General features: G+C 64.3%; 15 protein-coding genes. 11 read left to right on the top strand and 4 right to left on the bottom strand.

Annotated features, from left to right (window positions below; translation table 11 throughout):
* The first annotated feature begins 147 nt into the window (after nucleotides 1–147).
* From ACFSQT_RS33560 to ACFSQT_RS33535, 6 genes are all read left to right on the top strand, one after another.
* Nucleotides 148–1,638 (top strand): replicative DNA helicase, encoded by a 1,491-nt coding sequence (locus ACFSQT_RS33560; protein ID WP_258592706.1) that lies wholly within the window; start codon nucleotides 148–150, stop codon nucleotides 1,636–1,638.
* Between the two features lie 231 nt (nucleotides 1,639–1,869).
* Nucleotides 1,870–3,273: a DNA repair protein RadA gene (radA, locus tag ACFSQT_RS33555; protein ID WP_379026140.1), complete on the top strand. Its 1,404-nt coding sequence runs from the start codon at nucleotides 1,870–1,872 to the stop codon at nucleotides 3,271–3,273.
* An 82-nt stretch (nucleotides 3,274–3,355) separates the two neighbouring features.
* Complete coding sequence (locus tag ACFSQT_RS33550; protein WP_379026138.1) at nucleotides 3,356–4,027, top strand: CvpA family protein; 672 nt, start codon at nucleotides 3,356–3,358, stop codon at nucleotides 4,025–4,027.
* Nucleotides 4,028–4,131: 104 nt separating this feature from the next.
* Complete coding sequence (gene purF / locus ACFSQT_RS33545; protein WP_379026136.1) at nucleotides 4,132–5,601, top strand: amidophosphoribosyltransferase; 1,470 nt, start codon at nucleotides 4,132–4,134, stop codon at nucleotides 5,599–5,601.
* A gap of 48 nt (nucleotides 5,602–5,649) precedes the next feature.
* Nucleotides 5,650–6,390 (top strand): SDR family NAD(P)-dependent oxidoreductase, encoded by a 741-nt coding sequence (locus ACFSQT_RS33540; protein WP_379026134.1) that lies wholly within the window; start codon nucleotides 5,650–5,652, stop codon nucleotides 6,388–6,390.
* 239 nt (nucleotides 6,391–6,629) lie between these two features.
* Complete coding sequence (locus ACFSQT_RS33535; RefSeq protein ID WP_015318519.1) at nucleotides 6,630–6,848, top strand: hypothetical protein; 219 nt, start codon at nucleotides 6,630–6,632, stop codon at nucleotides 6,846–6,848.
* Nucleotides 6,849–6,864: 16 nt separating this feature from the next.
* Here ACFSQT_RS33535 and ACFSQT_RS33530 read toward each other — a convergent pair whose 3' ends face one another.
* On the bottom strand, nucleotides 6,865–7,371 hold the full coding sequence (locus ACFSQT_RS33530; RefSeq protein ID WP_379026132.1) for an OsmC family protein: 507 nt from the start codon (nucleotides 7,369–7,371) through the stop codon (nucleotides 6,865–6,867).
* 160 nt (nucleotides 7,372–7,531) lie between these two features.
* On the opposite strand from ACFSQT_RS33530, the gene ACFSQT_RS33525 reads away from it, so the two are divergent.
* From ACFSQT_RS33525 to ACFSQT_RS33515, 3 genes are all read left to right on the top strand, one after another.
* The gene (locus tag ACFSQT_RS33525; RefSeq protein ID WP_379026130.1) at nucleotides 7,532–9,043 is read left to right on the top strand and encodes a S10 family peptidase; all 1,512 of its coding nucleotides are present in this window, start codon (nucleotides 7,532–7,534) and stop codon (nucleotides 9,041–9,043) included.
* 175 nt (nucleotides 9,044–9,218) lie between these two features.
* Nucleotides 9,219–10,106 (top strand): DMT family transporter, encoded by an 888-nt coding sequence (locus ACFSQT_RS33520; RefSeq protein ID WP_379026128.1) that lies wholly within the window; start codon nucleotides 9,219–9,221, stop codon nucleotides 10,104–10,106.
* A gap of 63 nt (nucleotides 10,107–10,169) precedes the next feature.
* On the top strand, nucleotides 10,170–11,090 hold the full coding sequence (locus tag ACFSQT_RS33515; RefSeq protein ID WP_379026126.1) for a DMT family transporter: 921 nt from the start codon (nucleotides 10,170–10,172) through the stop codon (nucleotides 11,088–11,090).
* Nucleotides 11,091–11,329: 239 nt separating this feature from the next.
* Here the strand turns inward: ACFSQT_RS33515 and ACFSQT_RS33510 are convergent, their stop codons facing one another.
* On the bottom strand, nucleotides 11,330–12,193 hold the full coding sequence (locus ACFSQT_RS33510; RefSeq protein WP_379026124.1) for a LysR substrate-binding domain-containing protein: 864 nt from the start codon (nucleotides 12,191–12,193) through the stop codon (nucleotides 11,330–11,332).
* Nucleotides 12,194–12,305: 112 nt separating this feature from the next.
* Here ACFSQT_RS33510 and ACFSQT_RS33505 point away from each other — a divergent pair, with 112 nt between their 5' ends.
* On the top strand, nucleotides 12,306–12,713 hold the full coding sequence (locus tag ACFSQT_RS33505; protein ID WP_379026122.1) for a tautomerase family protein: 408 nt from the start codon (nucleotides 12,306–12,308) through the stop codon (nucleotides 12,711–12,713).
* A gap of 254 nt (nucleotides 12,714–12,967) precedes the next feature.
* Nucleotides 12,968–15,190, top strand: coding sequence for an AMP-binding protein (locus ACFSQT_RS33500; RefSeq protein WP_379026120.1), 2,223 nt, complete (start codon nucleotides 12,968–12,970; stop codon nucleotides 15,188–15,190).
* A gap of 54 nt (nucleotides 15,191–15,244) precedes the next feature.
* Here the strand turns inward: ACFSQT_RS33500 and ACFSQT_RS33495 are convergent, their stop codons facing one another.
* Nucleotides 15,245–16,063 carry a CDP-alcohol phosphatidyltransferase family protein gene (locus ACFSQT_RS33495; protein ID WP_379026118.1) on the bottom strand — a complete coding sequence of 273 codons (819 nt, stop codon included), beginning with the start codon at nucleotides 16,061–16,063 and terminating at the stop codon, nucleotides 15,245–15,247.
* Nucleotides 16,064–16,066: 3 nt separating this feature from the next.
* Entirely contained in the window at nucleotides 16,067–16,765 is a 699-nt protein-coding gene (locus tag ACFSQT_RS33490; protein ID WP_379026116.1) for a phosphatidylserine decarboxylase, read from the bottom strand.
* Nucleotides 16,766–16,897: the final 132 nt, after the last annotated feature.

Genomic DNA, 16,897 nt, shown 5'->3' with positions numbered 1-16,897 from the left:
AACCGGAATCGGGGCACGGGAATACTCTCCTGTGGACGATTTATCCTTCCTGTGAATCGCGTGCATGGGAAACGAATAAGCAGACAATGGCCGGACGCGGAGCCTGCCATCTGCTAACGACAGACCGGGATCGAAATCGGGGACATCATGGCAGAAGCAGCGCGAAAATTCGGCGTCGCGGAAACACCGCTTTATCGTGAAGCGCCAAACAACATCGAGGCCGAGCAGGCGCTGCTCGGCGCCATTCTCGTCAACAACGACGCCTTCTACCGCGTCTCGGATTTCCTGAAAGCCAGCCATTTCTACGAGCCGCTGCACCGCAAAATCTATGAGGTGGCGTCCGAGTTCATCCGCATGGGCAAGGTGGCGACGCCGATCACCCTGAAAACCTTCCTGCCGGCCGACGAGAAGGTCGGCGACATGACGATGGCGCAATATGTCGTGCGGCTGGCGGTCGAGGCCGTCACCGTCGTCAACGCCACCGACTATGGCCGTGCCATCTACGACCTTGCGACGCGCCGCGCGCTGATCACCGTCGGCGAGGACATGGTCAACATCGCCTATGACGCGCCGGTCGACATGGCGCCCACCGAACAGATCGAGGATGCCGAGCGGCGGCTGTTCGAGCTGGCCGAAAACGGCCGCTACGATGGCGGTTTCGAAAGTTTTTCCGATGCGTTGAAGAACGCCGTCGACATGGCGAGTGCTGCCTATATGCGCGATGGCCACCTGTCCGGCATTGCCACGGGCCTGCGCGATCTCGACCACCGCATGGGCGGCTTGCAGCCATCGGATTTGATCATCATCGCCGGCCGTCCGGGCATGGGCAAGACGTCGCTGGCCACCAACATCGCCTATAATATCGCCGCCGCCTATGAGCCCGCCCAGCAGGCGGACGGCTCAGTCAAGGCGGCCAATGGCGGCGTCGTCGGCTTCTTCTCGCTCGAAATGTCGTCGGAGCAATTGGCCACCCGCATCATCTCCGAGCAGACCGAGATCCCATCCTCGAAGATCAGGCGCGGTGACCTGACCGAAGCCGATTTCGGCAAGCTGGTCGCCTACACGCAGGAGAACCACAAGCGCCCGCTCTACATCGACCAGACGGGCGGTATTTCGATTGCCCAGCTCGCGGCTCGCGCCCGCCGCCTCAAGCGCCAGCGCGGGCTGGATCTGATGGTCATCGACTATATCCAGCTCATGCAGGGGTCGTCCGCCAAGGCGTCGCAGAACCGGGTCCAGGAAATCACCGAGATCACCACCGGACTGAAGGCGCTCGGCAAGGAGCTTGGCGTGCCGATCATCGCGCTCTCGCAGCTCTCGCGTCAGGTCGAAAGCCGCGACGACAAGCATCCGCAGCTGTCCGACTTGCGCGAATCCGGCTCGATCGAGCAGGACGCCGACGTGGTGCTGTTTGTGTATCGCGAGGAATATTACATCAAAAACAAGGAGCCGGAGAAAGGCACGCCCGAGCACCTCGCCTGGGAAACAAAGATGGTCGAGGTCCAGGGCAAGGCCGAAGTGATCATCGCCAAGCAGCGCCACGGACCGACCGGCACCGTCAGCCTTGCCTTCCAGGGCGAGTTCACCCGCTTCTCCGACCTTGCCGAGGAGCATCATTTGCCGGAAAGGTTCGAGTGAGTTTTTGATCCAATCTCGCATTCCGTCACACCCCCGTCTGCCCTGCCGGGCATCTCCCCCGCAAGGGGGGAGATCGGCAGTTTCATTTGCGGCGCCCTCTCTTCGACGCGAGCAATTGGCGAAGACAGTGATGACATCCAATCTCCCCCCTTGCGGGGGAGATGTCCGGCAGGACAGAGGGGGGTGGGCAGGATCGCCAACCCCCGATTACTTTCAGGCAGGCCACGCCTAATGGCCAAGTCGCGCGTTCAGTTCATCTGCCAGAATTGCGGATCGGTGCACCAGCGCTGGGCCGGCAAATGCGATGCCTGCGGCGAATGGAACACGCTGGTCGAGGAAGGCACCTCCGGCGGCATCGGCTCGGGGCCGGCCAACACGCGCAATGCCCGCAAGGGCCGCGCGGTGGTGCTGACCACGCTGTCGGGCGATATCGAGGACGCGCCGCGCATCATCTCGGGCATCGGCGAGCTCGATCGCGCCACCGGTGGCGGCTTCGTGCGTGGCTCGGCGCTGCTGGTCGGCGGCGATCCCGGCATCGGCAAATCGACGCTTTTGACCCAGGCAGCGGCTGCGCTCGCGTCAAAAGGCCACCGCGTCGTCTACGTCTCGGGCGAAGAGGCCGTCGCCCAGATCAGGCTGCGTGCGCAGCGGCTCGGTGTTGCCGCCACACCTGTGGAACTTGCGGCCGAGACCAATGTCGAGGACATCCTCGCTACCATCGCCGACGGCAAGCGGCCGGACCTCGTTATTCTGGATTCGATCCAGACGCTGTGGACCGACCTCGCCGATTCGGCGCCGGGCACCGTCACCCAGGTGCGCGCCGCCGCCCAGGCGATGATCCGTTATGCGAAATCCACGGGTGCGGCGATCGTGCTGGTCGGCCATGTCACCAAGGAAGGCCAGATCGCCGGGCCGCGCGTCGTCGAGCATATGGTCGACGCCGTGCTCTACTTCGAGGGCGAAGGCGGCCATCACTTCCGCATCCTGCGCACGGTGAAGAACCGTTTTGGGCCGACCGACGAGATCGGCGTCTTCGAAATGTCGGACAAGGGCCTGCGCGAGGTTGCCAACCCGTCCGAGCTTTTCCTTGGCGAACGCCACGCGAAATCGCTGGGTGCCGCTGTTTTCGCCGGCATGGAGGGCACGAGGCCGGTGCTGGTCGAGATCCAGGCGCTGGTCGCGCCGTCCTCGCTCGGCACGCCGCGCCGCGCCGTCGTCGGCTGGGATGGCGCCCGGCTGTCGATGATCCTGGCGGTTCTGGAAGCCCATTGCGGGGTGCGCTTCGGCAGCCATGACGTCTACCTCAACGTCGCCGGCGGCTATCGCATTTCCGAGCCCGCGGCCGATCTGGCGGTGGCGGCGGCGCTGGTTTCCTCGCTCACCGGTCTTGCCCTCCCGGCCGATTGCGTCTATTTCGGCGAAATCAGCCTTTCGGGCGCCGTGAGGCCGGTTGCGCATGCGCAACAGCGCCTCAAGGAAGCCGAAAAGCTGGGTTTTGGAAGCGCGGTTCTGCCCTTGGGCAGCGAGGAACTTACCGGGGGGATTGGGGCCGGTGCTTTCCAGCCGACCGAGCTTGCCGACCTCGTGGCACGCATAGCCGGCTCACGCCGAAGCCGCGTCGACGAGCAGGACTAGAGCATCGGACCCAAACTGGGATCCGGTTTGGGAAAACCGATGCTCCGCGCTATAATGCGGCTCATGGAGTGGGGCGAAAAACATGCCGATTACGCTGCTTGACGGAATTCTCGTCGGCTTCACCCTCGTCTCGGCGATGCTCGCCATGGTTCGCGGCTTCTCGCGTGAAATCCTGTCCGTCGTCTCCTGGGCAGCGGCGGCAGCGGCGGCGTTCTTCTTCTACAAGCCGGTCCTGCCTTACCTCAAGCCTTACATCGACAACGAAAAGATCGCCATGGCGGCGGCCGCCGGCATCGTCTTCGTCATCGCGCTGATCGTCGTCTCGGTCATCACCATGAAGCTCGCCGACTGGATCATCGATTCCAGGATCGGCGCACTCGACCGCACGCTGGGTTTCCTCTACGGCGCGGCGCGCGGCATTCTGGTCGTTGCCGTCGCGCTGCTGTTCTTCAACTGGCTGGCTGGCGCCAAGGCACCTGCCTGGGTCACGGATGCCAAGTCGCGGCCGTTGCTTGAGCAGATCGGCGCCAAGCTCGAAAGCCTGCTGCCCGAAGATCCGGAAAACGCCATCCTCAAGAAGCTCAATCCGAATCAGCCGGCGGCCGAGACGCCCGCGGCTCCGGACGCCCCGGCGGCGGACGCTCCAGCGGGCGGTGACGATGCCAACACGCCGGCGCCTGACGACAATGACCCCGCAACGCCGCCCGCGGACAACGCTCCGGCCAATCCGGCACCGGCGGCACCGGCGAACTGACGCCCGGAACGGTCACCAGAAACAAACGATGGTGTGAACGCTGCACGGTGCGCGTTGCTTTCGGCGCGAACCCGCACTATATGGCGATTTTAGCGGAGCTTAAGATGGCAGACGCAGACGACGTGCTTTCCGCCGAGGCCGACGACCATTTCCATGACGAATGCGGCGTGTTCGGCATCTTCGGCCGACAGGACGCGGCGGCCATCGTCACGCTGGGCCTGCATGCGCTGCAGCATCGCGGCCAGGAAGCCGCCGGCATCGTTTCCTATGACGGCAGCCAGTTCCATGTCGAACGCCATGTCGGCCTGATCGGCGACACCTTCACCAAACAGCGCGTCATCGACAGCCTGCAGGGCAACCGCGCCATCGGCCATACGCGCTACGCCACCACGGGCGGCGCCGGCATGCGCAACATCCAACCCTTCTTCGCCGAACTGGCCGATGGTGGCTTTGCCGTCGCCCATAACGGCAACCTGACCAACGCCATGACCGTGCAGCGGGCGCTGCAGAAGCAAGGCGCGATTTTCTCCTCCACCTCCGATACCGAGACGCTGCTGCACCTCGTCGCCACCAGCAAGGAGCGCGATTTGAACTCGCGTTTCATCGACGCGGTGCGCCAGGTCGAGGGCGCCTTCTCGCTGGTGGCGATGACATCCAAGAAGATGATCGGCTGCCGCGATCCGCTCGGCATTCGGCCGCTGGTGCTCGGCGATCTCGACGGCGCCTGGATCCTGGCGTCCGAAACCTGCGCGCTCGACATCATCGGAGCGCGTTTCGTGCGCGACCTGAAACCCGGCGAGATGGTCGTCGTCACGTCCAAAGGCATCGAGAGCCTGTTTCCGTTCGAGCCGCAGAAGACCCGCTTCTGCATCTTCGAATATGTCTATTTCGCGCGGCCGGATTCCTCGGTCGAAGGCCGCAACGTCTACGAGGTGCGCAAGCGCATCGGCGCCGAACTGGCGCAGGAAAGCCCCGTCGAGGCCGACATCGTCGTGCCGGTGCCGGATTCCGGCACCCCGGCCGCGATCGGCTTTTCCCAGGCGGCCGGCATTCCCTTCGAGCTCGGCATCATCCGCAACCACTATGTCGGCCGCACCTTCATCCAGCCGGGCGATTCGATCCGCCACATGGGCGTCAAGCTTAAGCACAACGCCAACCGCCGCATGATCGAGGGCAAGCGCGTGGTGCTGGTCGACGACAGCATCGTGCGCGGCACCACCAGCCAGAAGATCGTGCAGATGGTGCGCGACGCCGGCGCCAGGGAAGTGCACATGCGCATCGCTTCGCCGCCGACGCGCGCCTCCTGCTTCTATGGCGTCGACACGCCGGAAAAATCGAAGCTTCTGGCATCGCGCATGTCGATCGAGGAGATGGCCGAGTTCATTCGCGTCGATTCGCTCGGCTTCCTCACCATCGAGGGCCTTTATCGCGCCGTCGGCGAAGCCAGCCGCGACAACGACCAGCCGCAATTTTGCGACGCCTGCTTCACCGGCGAATATCCGACCCGCCTGCTCGACTTCGAAGGCCACGACAATGTGCGCACGCTGTCGCTGCTGGCGACAAGCGGGTCGTAGGATTGCCGGACCGTCATCTGCGTTAGTCAAGTTCCCGGAATCCATAGCATGACCCTCGACCTTACCGGCCGCGTTGCGGTCGTCACCGGCGCCTCGCGCGGCATTGGCTATTTCATCGCCAAGGAGCTTGCCGCCGCAGGCGCGCATGTCATCGCGGTTGCACGCACGGTCGGCGGCCTGGAAGAGCTCGACGACCAGATCAAGGCGGCTGGCGGCCAGGCGACGCTGGTGCCGCTCGACCTCGCCGACATGGCCGGCATCGACCGGCTGGGCGGCGCCATCCATGAGCGCTGGGGCAAGCTCGACATTCTCGTCGCCAATGCCGGCGTGCTCGGCGTCATCTCGCCGATCGGCCATGTCGAGGCCAAGACCTTCGAGAAGGTGATGACCATCAACGTCACCTCGACATGGCGGCTGATCCGCTCGGTCGACCCGCTGCTGCGGCTCTCCGACGCCGGACGCGCCATTTTGCTGTCCTCCAACGCGGCGCACTCGGCGCGCGCCTTCTGGGCGCCCTACGCGGCGTCCAAGGCGGCGGTCGAGACGATGATGCGCTCCTGGGCGCATGAGACGGAAAGCCTGCCGCTCAGGGTCAACGCCGCCGACCCTGGCGCCACCCGCACCGCCATGCGCGCCCAGGCGGTGCCTGGCGAGGACCCGGCAACGCTGCCGCACCCTTCGGAGATCGCCAAACGTATCGTACCGCTGGCCAGCCCCGACCTGAAAGAGACAGGGCTGATCTTCCAAGCCAAGCACAATCGCTTCGTCGCCTATCGTCAGCCAGAATAAGCGCACCCTTTTCGCCAGAAGGATTCGGGCTGCCGGGGCCCAAATCATGCGCAGACCGCTTTCAACTGAGCCGGACTGGCCTCAAAAATTGAGGCCAAAATCCGCAGCATCATCACGCGGCTGTGATGTGAGGCGGGAAGGCTGTGCGGCGGTCATGCTTTCGTCATTTCCATGGAGTTGGTAGGATCGAAACGACTCCCGCAACAAGCGCCCCAGTTGGGCAGAACAAGGACATCCCCATGGCAACAACCGCAGCGTTGGTCTGGTATCTGGTAATCGCCGGCCCGCAGGGCGGCATGGTCGTGCTGCCCAGCACCTTCGACAAGCGCGAACAATGCACCGCCGCCATCACCGAATATCAGAAGCAGCCGACACCGGCCGGCTGGTCGGTGCAATGCGTGCCGAGCGCCTCGCCCTTCACCGACGAAGGCGACGCAGAAGAGCCGGCGGCGCAGTAAGCACCCGCATGGCGTTTCAGCGCCGTGCGCTCACCGTGAGTTCCGGCTTCTGGTTGATGGTCTGAAACACCACGCAATAGCGCTCGGTCAGTTTCAGCAGCGAGTCTATCCGCTCCTGCGGCTCATCGGTGTCGAGACTGAAATTGAGCCGGATGGCGCGAAAGCCGACCGGCGCATCCCTGGCGACACCGAGCGTGCCGCGAAAATCAAGGTCGCCTTCGGCTTCCACCGTGGCAGCACTCAGCTTGAATTCGAGCGCCGTCGCCACCGCCTTCAGCGTCACCCCGGCGCAGGCCACCAGCGCCTCCAGCAGCATATCGCCCGAGCAGAGCTCGAGCCCTGAGCCACCGGTTGCCGGATGAAGTCCGGCGATCGCGATCGCCCTGCCCGTCTCCACCTTGCAGGCAACCGACTGGTCGTCGATCGAGCCTTTGGCGCGAAGCGTGATCAGCGCTTGCGAAGCGTCGTCGCGATAGGCCTGCTTCAGCGGCGCCTGCATGGCCTTGAGTGCGGTCGCATCCATGTTCGTTCCTTTCGGGCAGCCTTTGGTGTGTTCTTAGCATTGTCTTGCGGGGGAAGCGCGAAGGAACGCGGCGCAGGAAGACAAGACCATCGCAACAGCCATTTCCTTTGACTTCGATCGTCCCGGCCATACCTATGCGACAGTCGTTCCCGGAGGTGTCATGCGTGCAAAGCTGAGACTCATTCCCGCCATCCTGCTGATGCTCACCGGCCTCGCGCAACCCGTCTTCGCTGAAACAGCCGAACGCGCTCCGCCGACGGGTGGCGTGCTGTCGTTGCTGCCACCTGCGCAGACCACCGAGCATTCGATCACCATCGCCGGGCGCAGCCTGCAATATCAGGCAAAGGCCGGCACGCTATCGCTGCTTTCGGGCAAAGGCGAGGTCACGGCGGAGGTCTTCTATGTCGCCTACACGCTGAAATCGCCGGCGGGCGGGGTGAAGGATCCGCGGCGACCAATCACCTTCGTGTTCAACGGCGGCCCGGGAGCGGCGTCCGCCTATCTGCATATCGGCGCACTCGGCCCGCGCGTGATAGCCACCGGCACCCAAGGGGAATTCCTGCCCTCGCCGCAAAGACTCATCGACAATCCGGACAGTTGGCTCGACATGACCGACCTCGTCTTCGTCGATCCGGTCGGAACCGGCTACAGCCGCGAGGCACCGGGCCAGGACATGCACGACTTCTGGGGTGTCAACCAGGATGCGAGTTCGATGGGGGCTTTCATCCGGCTCTATCTTGCTCAGAACAGCCGCACCGGATCTCCGCTCTTCCTTGCCGGGGAAAGCTATGGCGGGTTCCGGGCGGCACTGCTCGCCCGGACACTGCAAGAGGATATCGGGATCAGTCCGAGCGGCATCGTGCTGATCTCGCCCGCGCTCGAATTCATGCTTGTCCAGCCCGATGAATTCGAGCCGCTGCATTGGGCGCTCGAACTCCCCTCTCTGGCGGCGGTGCGGCTACACTCCCAAGGCGTCGGTGGCGATGCGCTGCGGGAGAAGCTCGCCGAGGTCGAGCACTATGCGTTGGGCGATTATCTTGCGGCTCTCGCCAGCGGGCTGGAGCAAGGCGGACGGCTGGCCAGCCAGCGCGTTGCGGAGATCACCGGCCTGCCGCTCGACCTCGTCCAGCGGAACTCCGCCCGCATCCCGACCGGCCTTTTCGCAAGGGAATTCGCCCGCGCCAGCGGCAATGTGCTCAGTCCCTATGACGGCACGATCGCGACTGCCGATATCGCGCCGGAGAGCGCCGGCATCGCCGGTCCGGATCCGGTGCTCGACCGCAGCGTGCCGGCACTGACCTCGGCTTTCGTCGGCTACGCCCGTGACGAACTGAATTTCCGCACCGATGTCAGCTACCGGTTGCTCAACGGTGATATCAGCCACAATTGGGATTACGGCATGTCGCGACAAGGCTATGCCGGCGTGATGGATGATCTGCAGCGAGCGCGCTCGCTAAACCCCGCGCTTGGCGTGGTCATCGTCAATGGCTACACCGACCTTGTCACGCCTTACCTGGCTTCGCGCTACCTGGTGAGTCAGATCCCGTCACTCGCCAATGCCAAGCCCATCCGTCTCGATGTCGTCGAGGGCGGGCACATGATGTATTTCAGACCCGACGGTCGTCGCGCGCTGAAAGAGGCCGCTTCGGAACTCTACCAGGCGACACAGTAAGATTCGCAACAACGCAGTTCGCCCAGGAACCCCTGCCCCAACGCAAGCATGGGACTGGCGTAGCGCCGCGCCAACTTTCGACCGTATAGCTTGGAGCGAAGCTTGGCTTTCCAGGCCCTTCGCGTCGCCACACACCCCATTTCTGTCGCTTCCTGCAACACTGGTCCCGCGCCTTATGGCCGATATCGCCATTCTCGAAACCCGCGAAAGGGTTCTCGCCGGCATCCTGCTGACCGGTGCGGCCTATCTCCTGTTTTCGACGCAGGATGCTTCGATCAAGCTGCTGGTGACCGGCATGACGGTCTGGCAGATCATGTTCTTCCGCAGCATCACCATTCTGAGCGCCTGCGCGGCGATCGGCGGGCGGCAGCTGTTTGCCGACACGGTGCGCTCGCCGATCATGCGGCCGATGCTGGTGCGCAGCGCCTTCACGCTCGCCGCCTGGCTTTGCTACTACAACGCCGCGCGCAGCCTGCAGCTCGCCGAACTGACCACCGTCTATTACGCGGCACCGATCATCGTCACCGTGCTTTCGGTGGTGATGCTCGGCGAAAAGGTGCCGATGCTGCGCTGGCTGGCGGTGCTGGTCGGCTTTGCCGGCGTCTTCGTCGCGTGCGACCCGACCCATCTCGGCCTGTCCGTGCCGGTGCTGCTGGTGCTGGCGGCCGCCTTTTTGTGGGGCATCGCGATCGTGCTCTTGCGCAAGACCGCCCTTGCCGAGCGTTCGATGATCCAGCTCCTCCTCAACAATTTCTATTTCCTGCTGTTTTCGGCGGCGCCGGCGCTGCTCTGGTGGCAGACGCCGGACTGGACCCAGTTGCTGCTCCTTGCCAGCGTCGGCGCGCTCGGTGGCTTCGCGCAATATCTTCTGTTCGAAGGTATGAAGCGATCGCCGGCTTCGATCCTTGCACCCCTCGAATACACCTCGCTGTTGTGGGCGTTCGCGCTCGGCTTTGCGATCTGGGGCGACGTGCCGCGGCGCGAAGTGTTCCTGGGTGCTGCCCTCATCATCGCCGCCGGACTGTTGATCGTCGGCGGCGAGCATTTCCGCAAGCGGCTATGACGTGGATCGCCATCACTACTGCTGACGCTACGATGTCAGGACTGAACGGCGTAGGCTGGCGGCATGAGTGACATTGCGGCCACGAGGGACAGCACCACTGAGCGCACGCTGGGTATCCTGCTGGTGTCGTCCTCGGCGGCAGTGTTCGGCCTGACCGGGGTGCTGACTAAGTCGATCCATGCGGATCCGCTGACCATCACCTGCTGGCGCGGCTTGGTCGGCTCGATCCTGATCAGCCTTTATGTGCTGTGGCGCCGCCACCGCTCCGGCGGCCGCGAAACGTTGCGTCTTGGCTGGCGCGGCTGGCTGCTAGCGGTGGAAGGGGCGCTGGCCAGCATCGCTTTCATCTCGGCCTTCAAGTTCACCTTCGTCGCCAATGTCGCGATCATCTATGCCACGGCGCCTTTCGTCACCGCGCTGCTGGCCTGGATTCTGACACGTGAACGGTGCCGGTTGCAGACGATGGTCGCCGCCGCCGTGTCGCTATGCGGCGTGGCGATCATGGTCTGGTCCGGCTTCGGCACCGGCAATCTGTTCGGTGACGGGCTGGCGCTGCTGATGACCATCGGCAGCGCGCTTTACATGATCATGGTGCGGACCTTCCGCGACACGCCCGTAGTGTGGGCCGGCGCGGTCTCGGCCTTCCTGCTGTTCGTGCTTGGCTGGTTCGTCACCGACCCGCTGGCGGTTTCGCCGAGGGATGCCGTTCTGCTCGTCACCTTCGGGGCATCGTTCGCGCTGTCCTCGATCCTGTGGACGGAGGGCGCACGGCTTATTCCAGCCGCCGAATCCGGGCTGCTCGGCTCGGCCGAAGTGCCGTTCGCGATTGTGTTTGCCTTCCTGTTCCTGGGCGAGATTGCACCAGCCGCCAGCATGATTGGCGGCGCCATCGTGCTCTGCGCGGTGTTTGCCCATGCTGGCCGCGACTGGCTGATGGCCCGGTCGCAACGCCCGGTCGCAACACATACGTCAAATATTTCGTAAAAAAGTGACACAGTCACGGAACCATCATCCGGGTCAGGCATTGTTGGTGCGACGGGCCATCCCCAAGTCCCCCCAAACCCCTCGGCCCGTCCTACTCCCAAGCCGACCGCAAGGTCGGCTTTTTCTTTGCCACTCAACCGACCGCAAGGTCGGCTTTTTCTTTGCCACTCAACTGACCGTAAGATCGGCGACCGCAAGGTCGGCTTTTCTTTGGCGCCGCGAGACGGATCTTGCCGAATTCAGCCAAGCAGCCCGGACAGAGCCAAATTGCCGCCGAGCAGTGCAGCAAGGTCGGCTGCCGGGCCATCGGCGCCGAGGCGCAGCCGAATGGCGAATTCAGCCGTCGGAACCTGTGGCAGGCCAAGGTCGCGCGAGGCTTCGACAATGCCGGAATGGGCAAAGCGCGCCGTTCGCAGCGTCAGCGCGACACCTGCATTCACCGCCGTGCGCAGGCCGGCCAGGCTGGCGCTGCCGGCGGCGATGCGGTAGCGGCGGCCAGCCGCATCGAGTGCGGCAAGTGCGGCTTCGCGAAAGCCGCAATACGGATCGAGCAGCGCCAGCGGCAATTCTTCCTGCCGCGAGGCCAGCCCTTTTTGCGAACACAGCCATATCATCGGCTCGCGCAGCACGCCGACCTCGTCCGGCGTTGCCACCTGGCGCATGACGATTGCCAGATCGAGCCCACCGGATTGCAGCGCTTGCGCCAGTTCGGCGGAGCGGCCGACACGCAATTCGATCCTGACGCGCGGATGGCTGACGGCGAAGGCGCGCAGCAGCTCGGGCAAACCGCTGTCGGCGAAGTCCTGCGTCGTGCCGATGGCAACGCGCCCGGCGGCGCGCGCGCCCTTCAGTGCCAGCCACGCCTCGCGATGCGCCGCCAGGATGCGTCTCGCATGGCCGACGAGGTCCTCGCCCGCCGGCGTCAGGCCTCGGCCCCGACCTTGCGGCGCCAGAAGCAGCTCGCCGACGATTTCCTCGAGCCGCTGCATCTGCGCGGTCACCGCCGAGGGTGAACGGCCGACGCTTGAAGCCGCCTGCGCCAGCGAGCCGCTGTCGACGAAAGCGAGAAAGGTCCTGAGCAGGTCGGGGTCGAGTGTTTCCATAATTCGATAATATCGAATCTTCGATTGAAAACAATTCGATTTTTTTGACCAAATGATGATGGCACGGTTCCTCCAACGGCGATCAGACGCCGCTCGAACCAGGAGAAGGAAAATGCCCATCATCAATATCAGCATCACCGGCAAGCCTGACGCCGCCCTGTCCGCCAGCATCGCCAGAGAAATCACCGAGATCACCGCTAGGGAGCTGCGCAAGGATCCGACGATCACCGCCGTTGCCGTATCCTACATCGATCCGCAGCACTGGTTCGCCGGCGGCAAGTCACTGGCCGAGCACGGCAGCAACACGTTCTGGCTGGATATCAAGGTGGTCGACGGCACCAACACCAAGCTCGAGCTGGAAGCCTATATGAAGGCGATCTTCGACGCCTTCGGCCGCCTGCTGGGCGGCGTGCACGAGGAAAGCTACGCCTTCGTGCATGAAGTGCCGGCCGCCGCCTATGGCTATGGCGGCAAGACGCAGGAGTTTCGTTTCATCAGCGGGCGGTTGAAAGCGGCGTAAGGGCGCCTAGTCGGATGAGTGTGTTGGAAGAAATGCGGCACCGAAAAATCGAAACTCCAAGTGCCATTTCTTCAACGCTGCGATCCCTCCAACACACCTCATCCGACCGAGCTTCGCTCGGCCACCTTCACCCACAAGGGGGAAGGAAAAGAGCCTTGCGCCTCCACATTGACCTTGCCCTCCATTCCGCTACGCTCTGCCCTGAAGCGGCCGCAAAAGAGCCGCTATGCTAAAATCGTTGGGAGAGACGCGGCATGATCCTGACACTGGCGCTGCTTGCGGGTTTTGTTCTGGCCTGGCTGCTGATCGGCGTGGTGGAGAAATTCCGCCTCGACCTGCGTTTCACCCAGGCGCTGCTCTATGTGCCGTTCAAGCTTGCCTACCGGATCGGCGACAACCGCATCAGGATCGCCCGCAAGGCGCAGGCCCCCGTCATCTACGTCATCTCGCATCAATCGCGTTTCGAGCCGGCGCTGATGCTGTCGCTGCTGCCGGACGATACCTTGCATATACTCGACGAGGTCTCGGCGCGGTCGCCATGGCTCGAACCGTGGCGCGAGCTTGGCCGCACCATCGCCTTCAACGCCGAACATGTCTTCGTCAGCCGCCGGCTGGTGCGCGTGCTCAAGGGCAAGGGGAGGCTCGCGGTCTATTTGCCGGATGCGGTCGAGCCTGACGTCAAGACGTTTCGCCTGTTTCGCGCTGTCACCCGCATTGCCATGCAGGCCGACGCCAAGATCGTGCCGATCTTCGTCGGCGGCGCGCGCAGCCTGCCGGTGTCGCTGACGCCGGCGGACAAGGCACCGCGGCGCTGGTTTCCGCAGCTGTCGATCAGCGTGCTGGAGCCGATGACCATCGCCGAACTGGTGGCGCGCAACCCCGACCAGGCCTCGAACACCAACGCGCTGTTCGACCGTGTCGCCGAGGCCCGGCTTTTCGGCAGCGACCTCGATCGCGGCCTGTTCCTGGCCATGCGCGACGCGGCAACCCGTGTCGGCGCCTCGCACCCAATCATCGAGGATGTCATCTCCGGCACGCTGAGCTACCGCAAGATGTTCATCGGCGCCCGCGTCCTGGGGCGCCGGTTCGAGGCGGTGACGGCGCCAGGCGAAGCGGTCGGCCTGCTTCTGCCCAACGCCAATGGCGTGGTGCTGTCGTTTGTCGGCCTGCTGTCTGCCGGCCGGGTGGCGGCGATGGTCAACTACACCGCCGGCCCCGCCAGCGTGACCGCAGCAGTGCGCACGGCGACAATCCGCACGGTTGTCTCCTCCCGTGCCTTCATCGAGAAGGCCGACCTCGCCGATATCGTCGCGGCGGTCGAAAAGGGCGGCGCCAGGCTGCTGTGGCTGGAGGATGTGCGGGAAGGCGTCACCGCGCTGGACAAGCTTGCCGCCGCTTTGCTGTGGCGCTGGCCGCTGCAGCGGCAGGATGCGGCCAAGCCGGCGGTGATCCTGTTCACCTCGGGTTCGGAAGGTACGCCCAAGGCGGTGCTGCTGTCGCACAAGAACCTGCTTGCCAACGCCATGCAGGCCGAGGCGCGCATCACCATCTCGCCGGCCGACATCCTGCTCAACGTGCTGCCGGTGTTCCACTCCTTCGGCCTGACAGGCGGCACCATCCTGCCGCTGGTTACCGGGGTAAAACTGTTCCTCTACCCCTCGCCGCTGCACTACAAGATCATCCCCGAGGTCGCGCGCAAGGTGAAGCCGACGGTCATGTTCGGCACCGACACGTTCCTCGCCAACTATGCGCGCACCGCCAAGGACGGCGATTTTTCCAGCCTGCGCTTCGTCGTCGCCGGCGCCGAGGCGGTGAAGCCGGAAACACGCCGCGTCTATCGCGAACGCTTCCAGGCCGAGATCATCGAAGGCTTCGGGCTGACCGAGGCAGCCCCCGTGGTCGCCGTCAACACGGCGATCCATGGCCGCGACGGCACCGTCGGGCGGCTGTTGCCGGCGATGCGCATGAAACTGGAGCCGGTCGAGGGCATCTCCGACGCGGGTCAGTTGTGGCTCGACGGACCCAACCTGATGATGGGCTATATGACTGCGGACCGTCCCGGTGAATTGCAGCCGCTAACCGGCTGGCACGACACCGGCGACATCGTTGCCGTCGACCGCGAAGGCTTCATCACCATTCGCGGCCGCGCCAAGCGCTTCGCCAAGATCGCTGGCGAGATGGTGTCTCTGGGGGCGGTCGAGATGCTGGTGCAGTCGCTGTGGCCGGAAGAACGCCATGCGGCGGTGGCGGTGCCGGACAAAAGGCGCGGCGAGCGCATCGTGTTGGTCACCACCGCAGACGACGCCAATCCCGACGAGTTGCGCAAGTTCGGCAAACAGGCGGGTGCCGCCGAACTGATGGTGCCGAACGACATCGTCAAGGTCGACGAAATCCCGGTTCTGGGTTCCGGCAAGACCGACTATGTGTCGACGAGAAAGCTGGCGATCGACAGGCTGGGGCTGGGCGTGGCGGCGTAGAGTAGAAACGAAAGCGGTTCTCGTCCGGGCGCCGCGGGAAAGCTTCGAGCAACCCTATCCTATGTCCGAAGGCGGCACTTTCTCGCCCTCCAGCTTGGCGCGCTTCGAATAGGCGCGCACGCTGAACGGCAGGAAGAGCAGATAACCGGCTACCGAGGCGGTCAGCGTGTACCAGGGATAGGTCATCAGCAAGAGCACGTAGAGCACGACACCAAGGATGATCGGCAGCACCTTGTCGCCCGGAATTCTCAGGCTTTTGCCGGAATAGACCGGCAGCCGGCTGACCAGCAGAAAGGCGACCAGGACGGTGAAGCCGGTGGCGACGAAGGCGGCCGGGCGACTGGGCTCCAGGCCTGTGCGCAGGAAATAGAGATAGAGCGGCAGCATCACCAGCACCGCGCCTGCCGGCGCCGGCACGCCGACGAAATATTCGGACTGCCACAAGGGGCGTTCGGCCTTTTCGTCGTCGAGCACGTTGAAGCGGGCAAGTCTGAGCCCGCAGGCGATGGCAAACAGGAGTGCCGCGATCCAGCCCGGCGATCCGGCCCGATCGAGCAGGAAGGCATAGAGCACCAGAGCGGGCGCGACGCCGAAATTGACGATGTCGGCCAGCGAATCCATCTGCGCGCCGAATTTGGAGGTCGCCTTCAGCATCCGCGCCAGCCGGCCATCGATGCCGTCGAGGAACGCGGCAAGCAGCACCATCACCACGGCGGGCTCAAAACGGCCTTCGAAGCCGAAGCGGATGCCGGACAGGCCAGCACATATGGCAAGCACGGTGACCAGGTTGGGCAGCACCATGCGCATCGGGATTTCTCGGATACGCGGACCGCCGCTGGCATGGGCCTCGAATTTCTTGAACGGAGCGCCCACTGCTCAGGAAATCCGCACGAGGGGGGTGCCGGCGACACCGCCGAATTCAGCCAGCACGGTTTCGCCACCGACCGCCGTCTGGCCAACGGCAACGCGCGGCGTGGCGGTCAGGGGCAGGAACACGTCGACGCGCGAGCCGAAGCGGATCAGGCCGAAACGCTCGCCAATGGCGATCGAGCCGCCGGCCTCGGCCCAGCAGACGATGCGGCGCGCCACCAGGCCGGCGATCTGGACAGCCGCGACCGTGCCGTTGGGGCTGTCGATGACCAGGCCGTTGCGCTCGTTCTCGGTGCTCGCCTTGTCGAGTTCGGCATTGAGGAATTTTCCGGGCCGGTGTTCGATCTTGGCGATGCGGCCGCGTACCGGGGCGCGGTTCACATGGCAGGAGAAGACGTTCATGAACACCGAGATGCGGGTCATCTCGACATTGCCGAGGCCAAGTTCGCGCGGCGGCACGGCCGGTCCGACCGCCGAGATGATGCCGTCGGCGGGGCTCACCACCAGGCGGTCGTCGACCGGCGTGACCCGCTCGGGATCGCGGAAGAAATAAACGCACCAGGCGGTCAGGATAAGGCCGATCCAGAACAGGATCGAGGAGAAATAGCCGAGGAAAAGTGTGCCCGCGCCAAAGGCCGCGATGAAGGGATAGCCTTCGCGATGGATCGGTACGAACGCGTTCTTGACCGTATCGACTAGGCTCATCGGGCTGGGGTAGGCTCCGTTTCAAGTCCGGCCTCAATAGCCGAAAGCCCACTTCGCCGCAACGCAACAATCGGCGAGGCAATTCCGAGCCGCCCGTCACGCGGCGCCAACGGCCATGCCGATGGCAGTTTT

Source organism: Mesorhizobium calcicola, assembly GCF_042682105.1.
GTDB lineage: Bacteria > Pseudomonadota > Alphaproteobacteria > Rhizobiales > Rhizobiaceae > Mesorhizobium > Mesorhizobium calcicola.
This window is presented reverse-complemented; position numbering and strand designations above follow the sequence as displayed.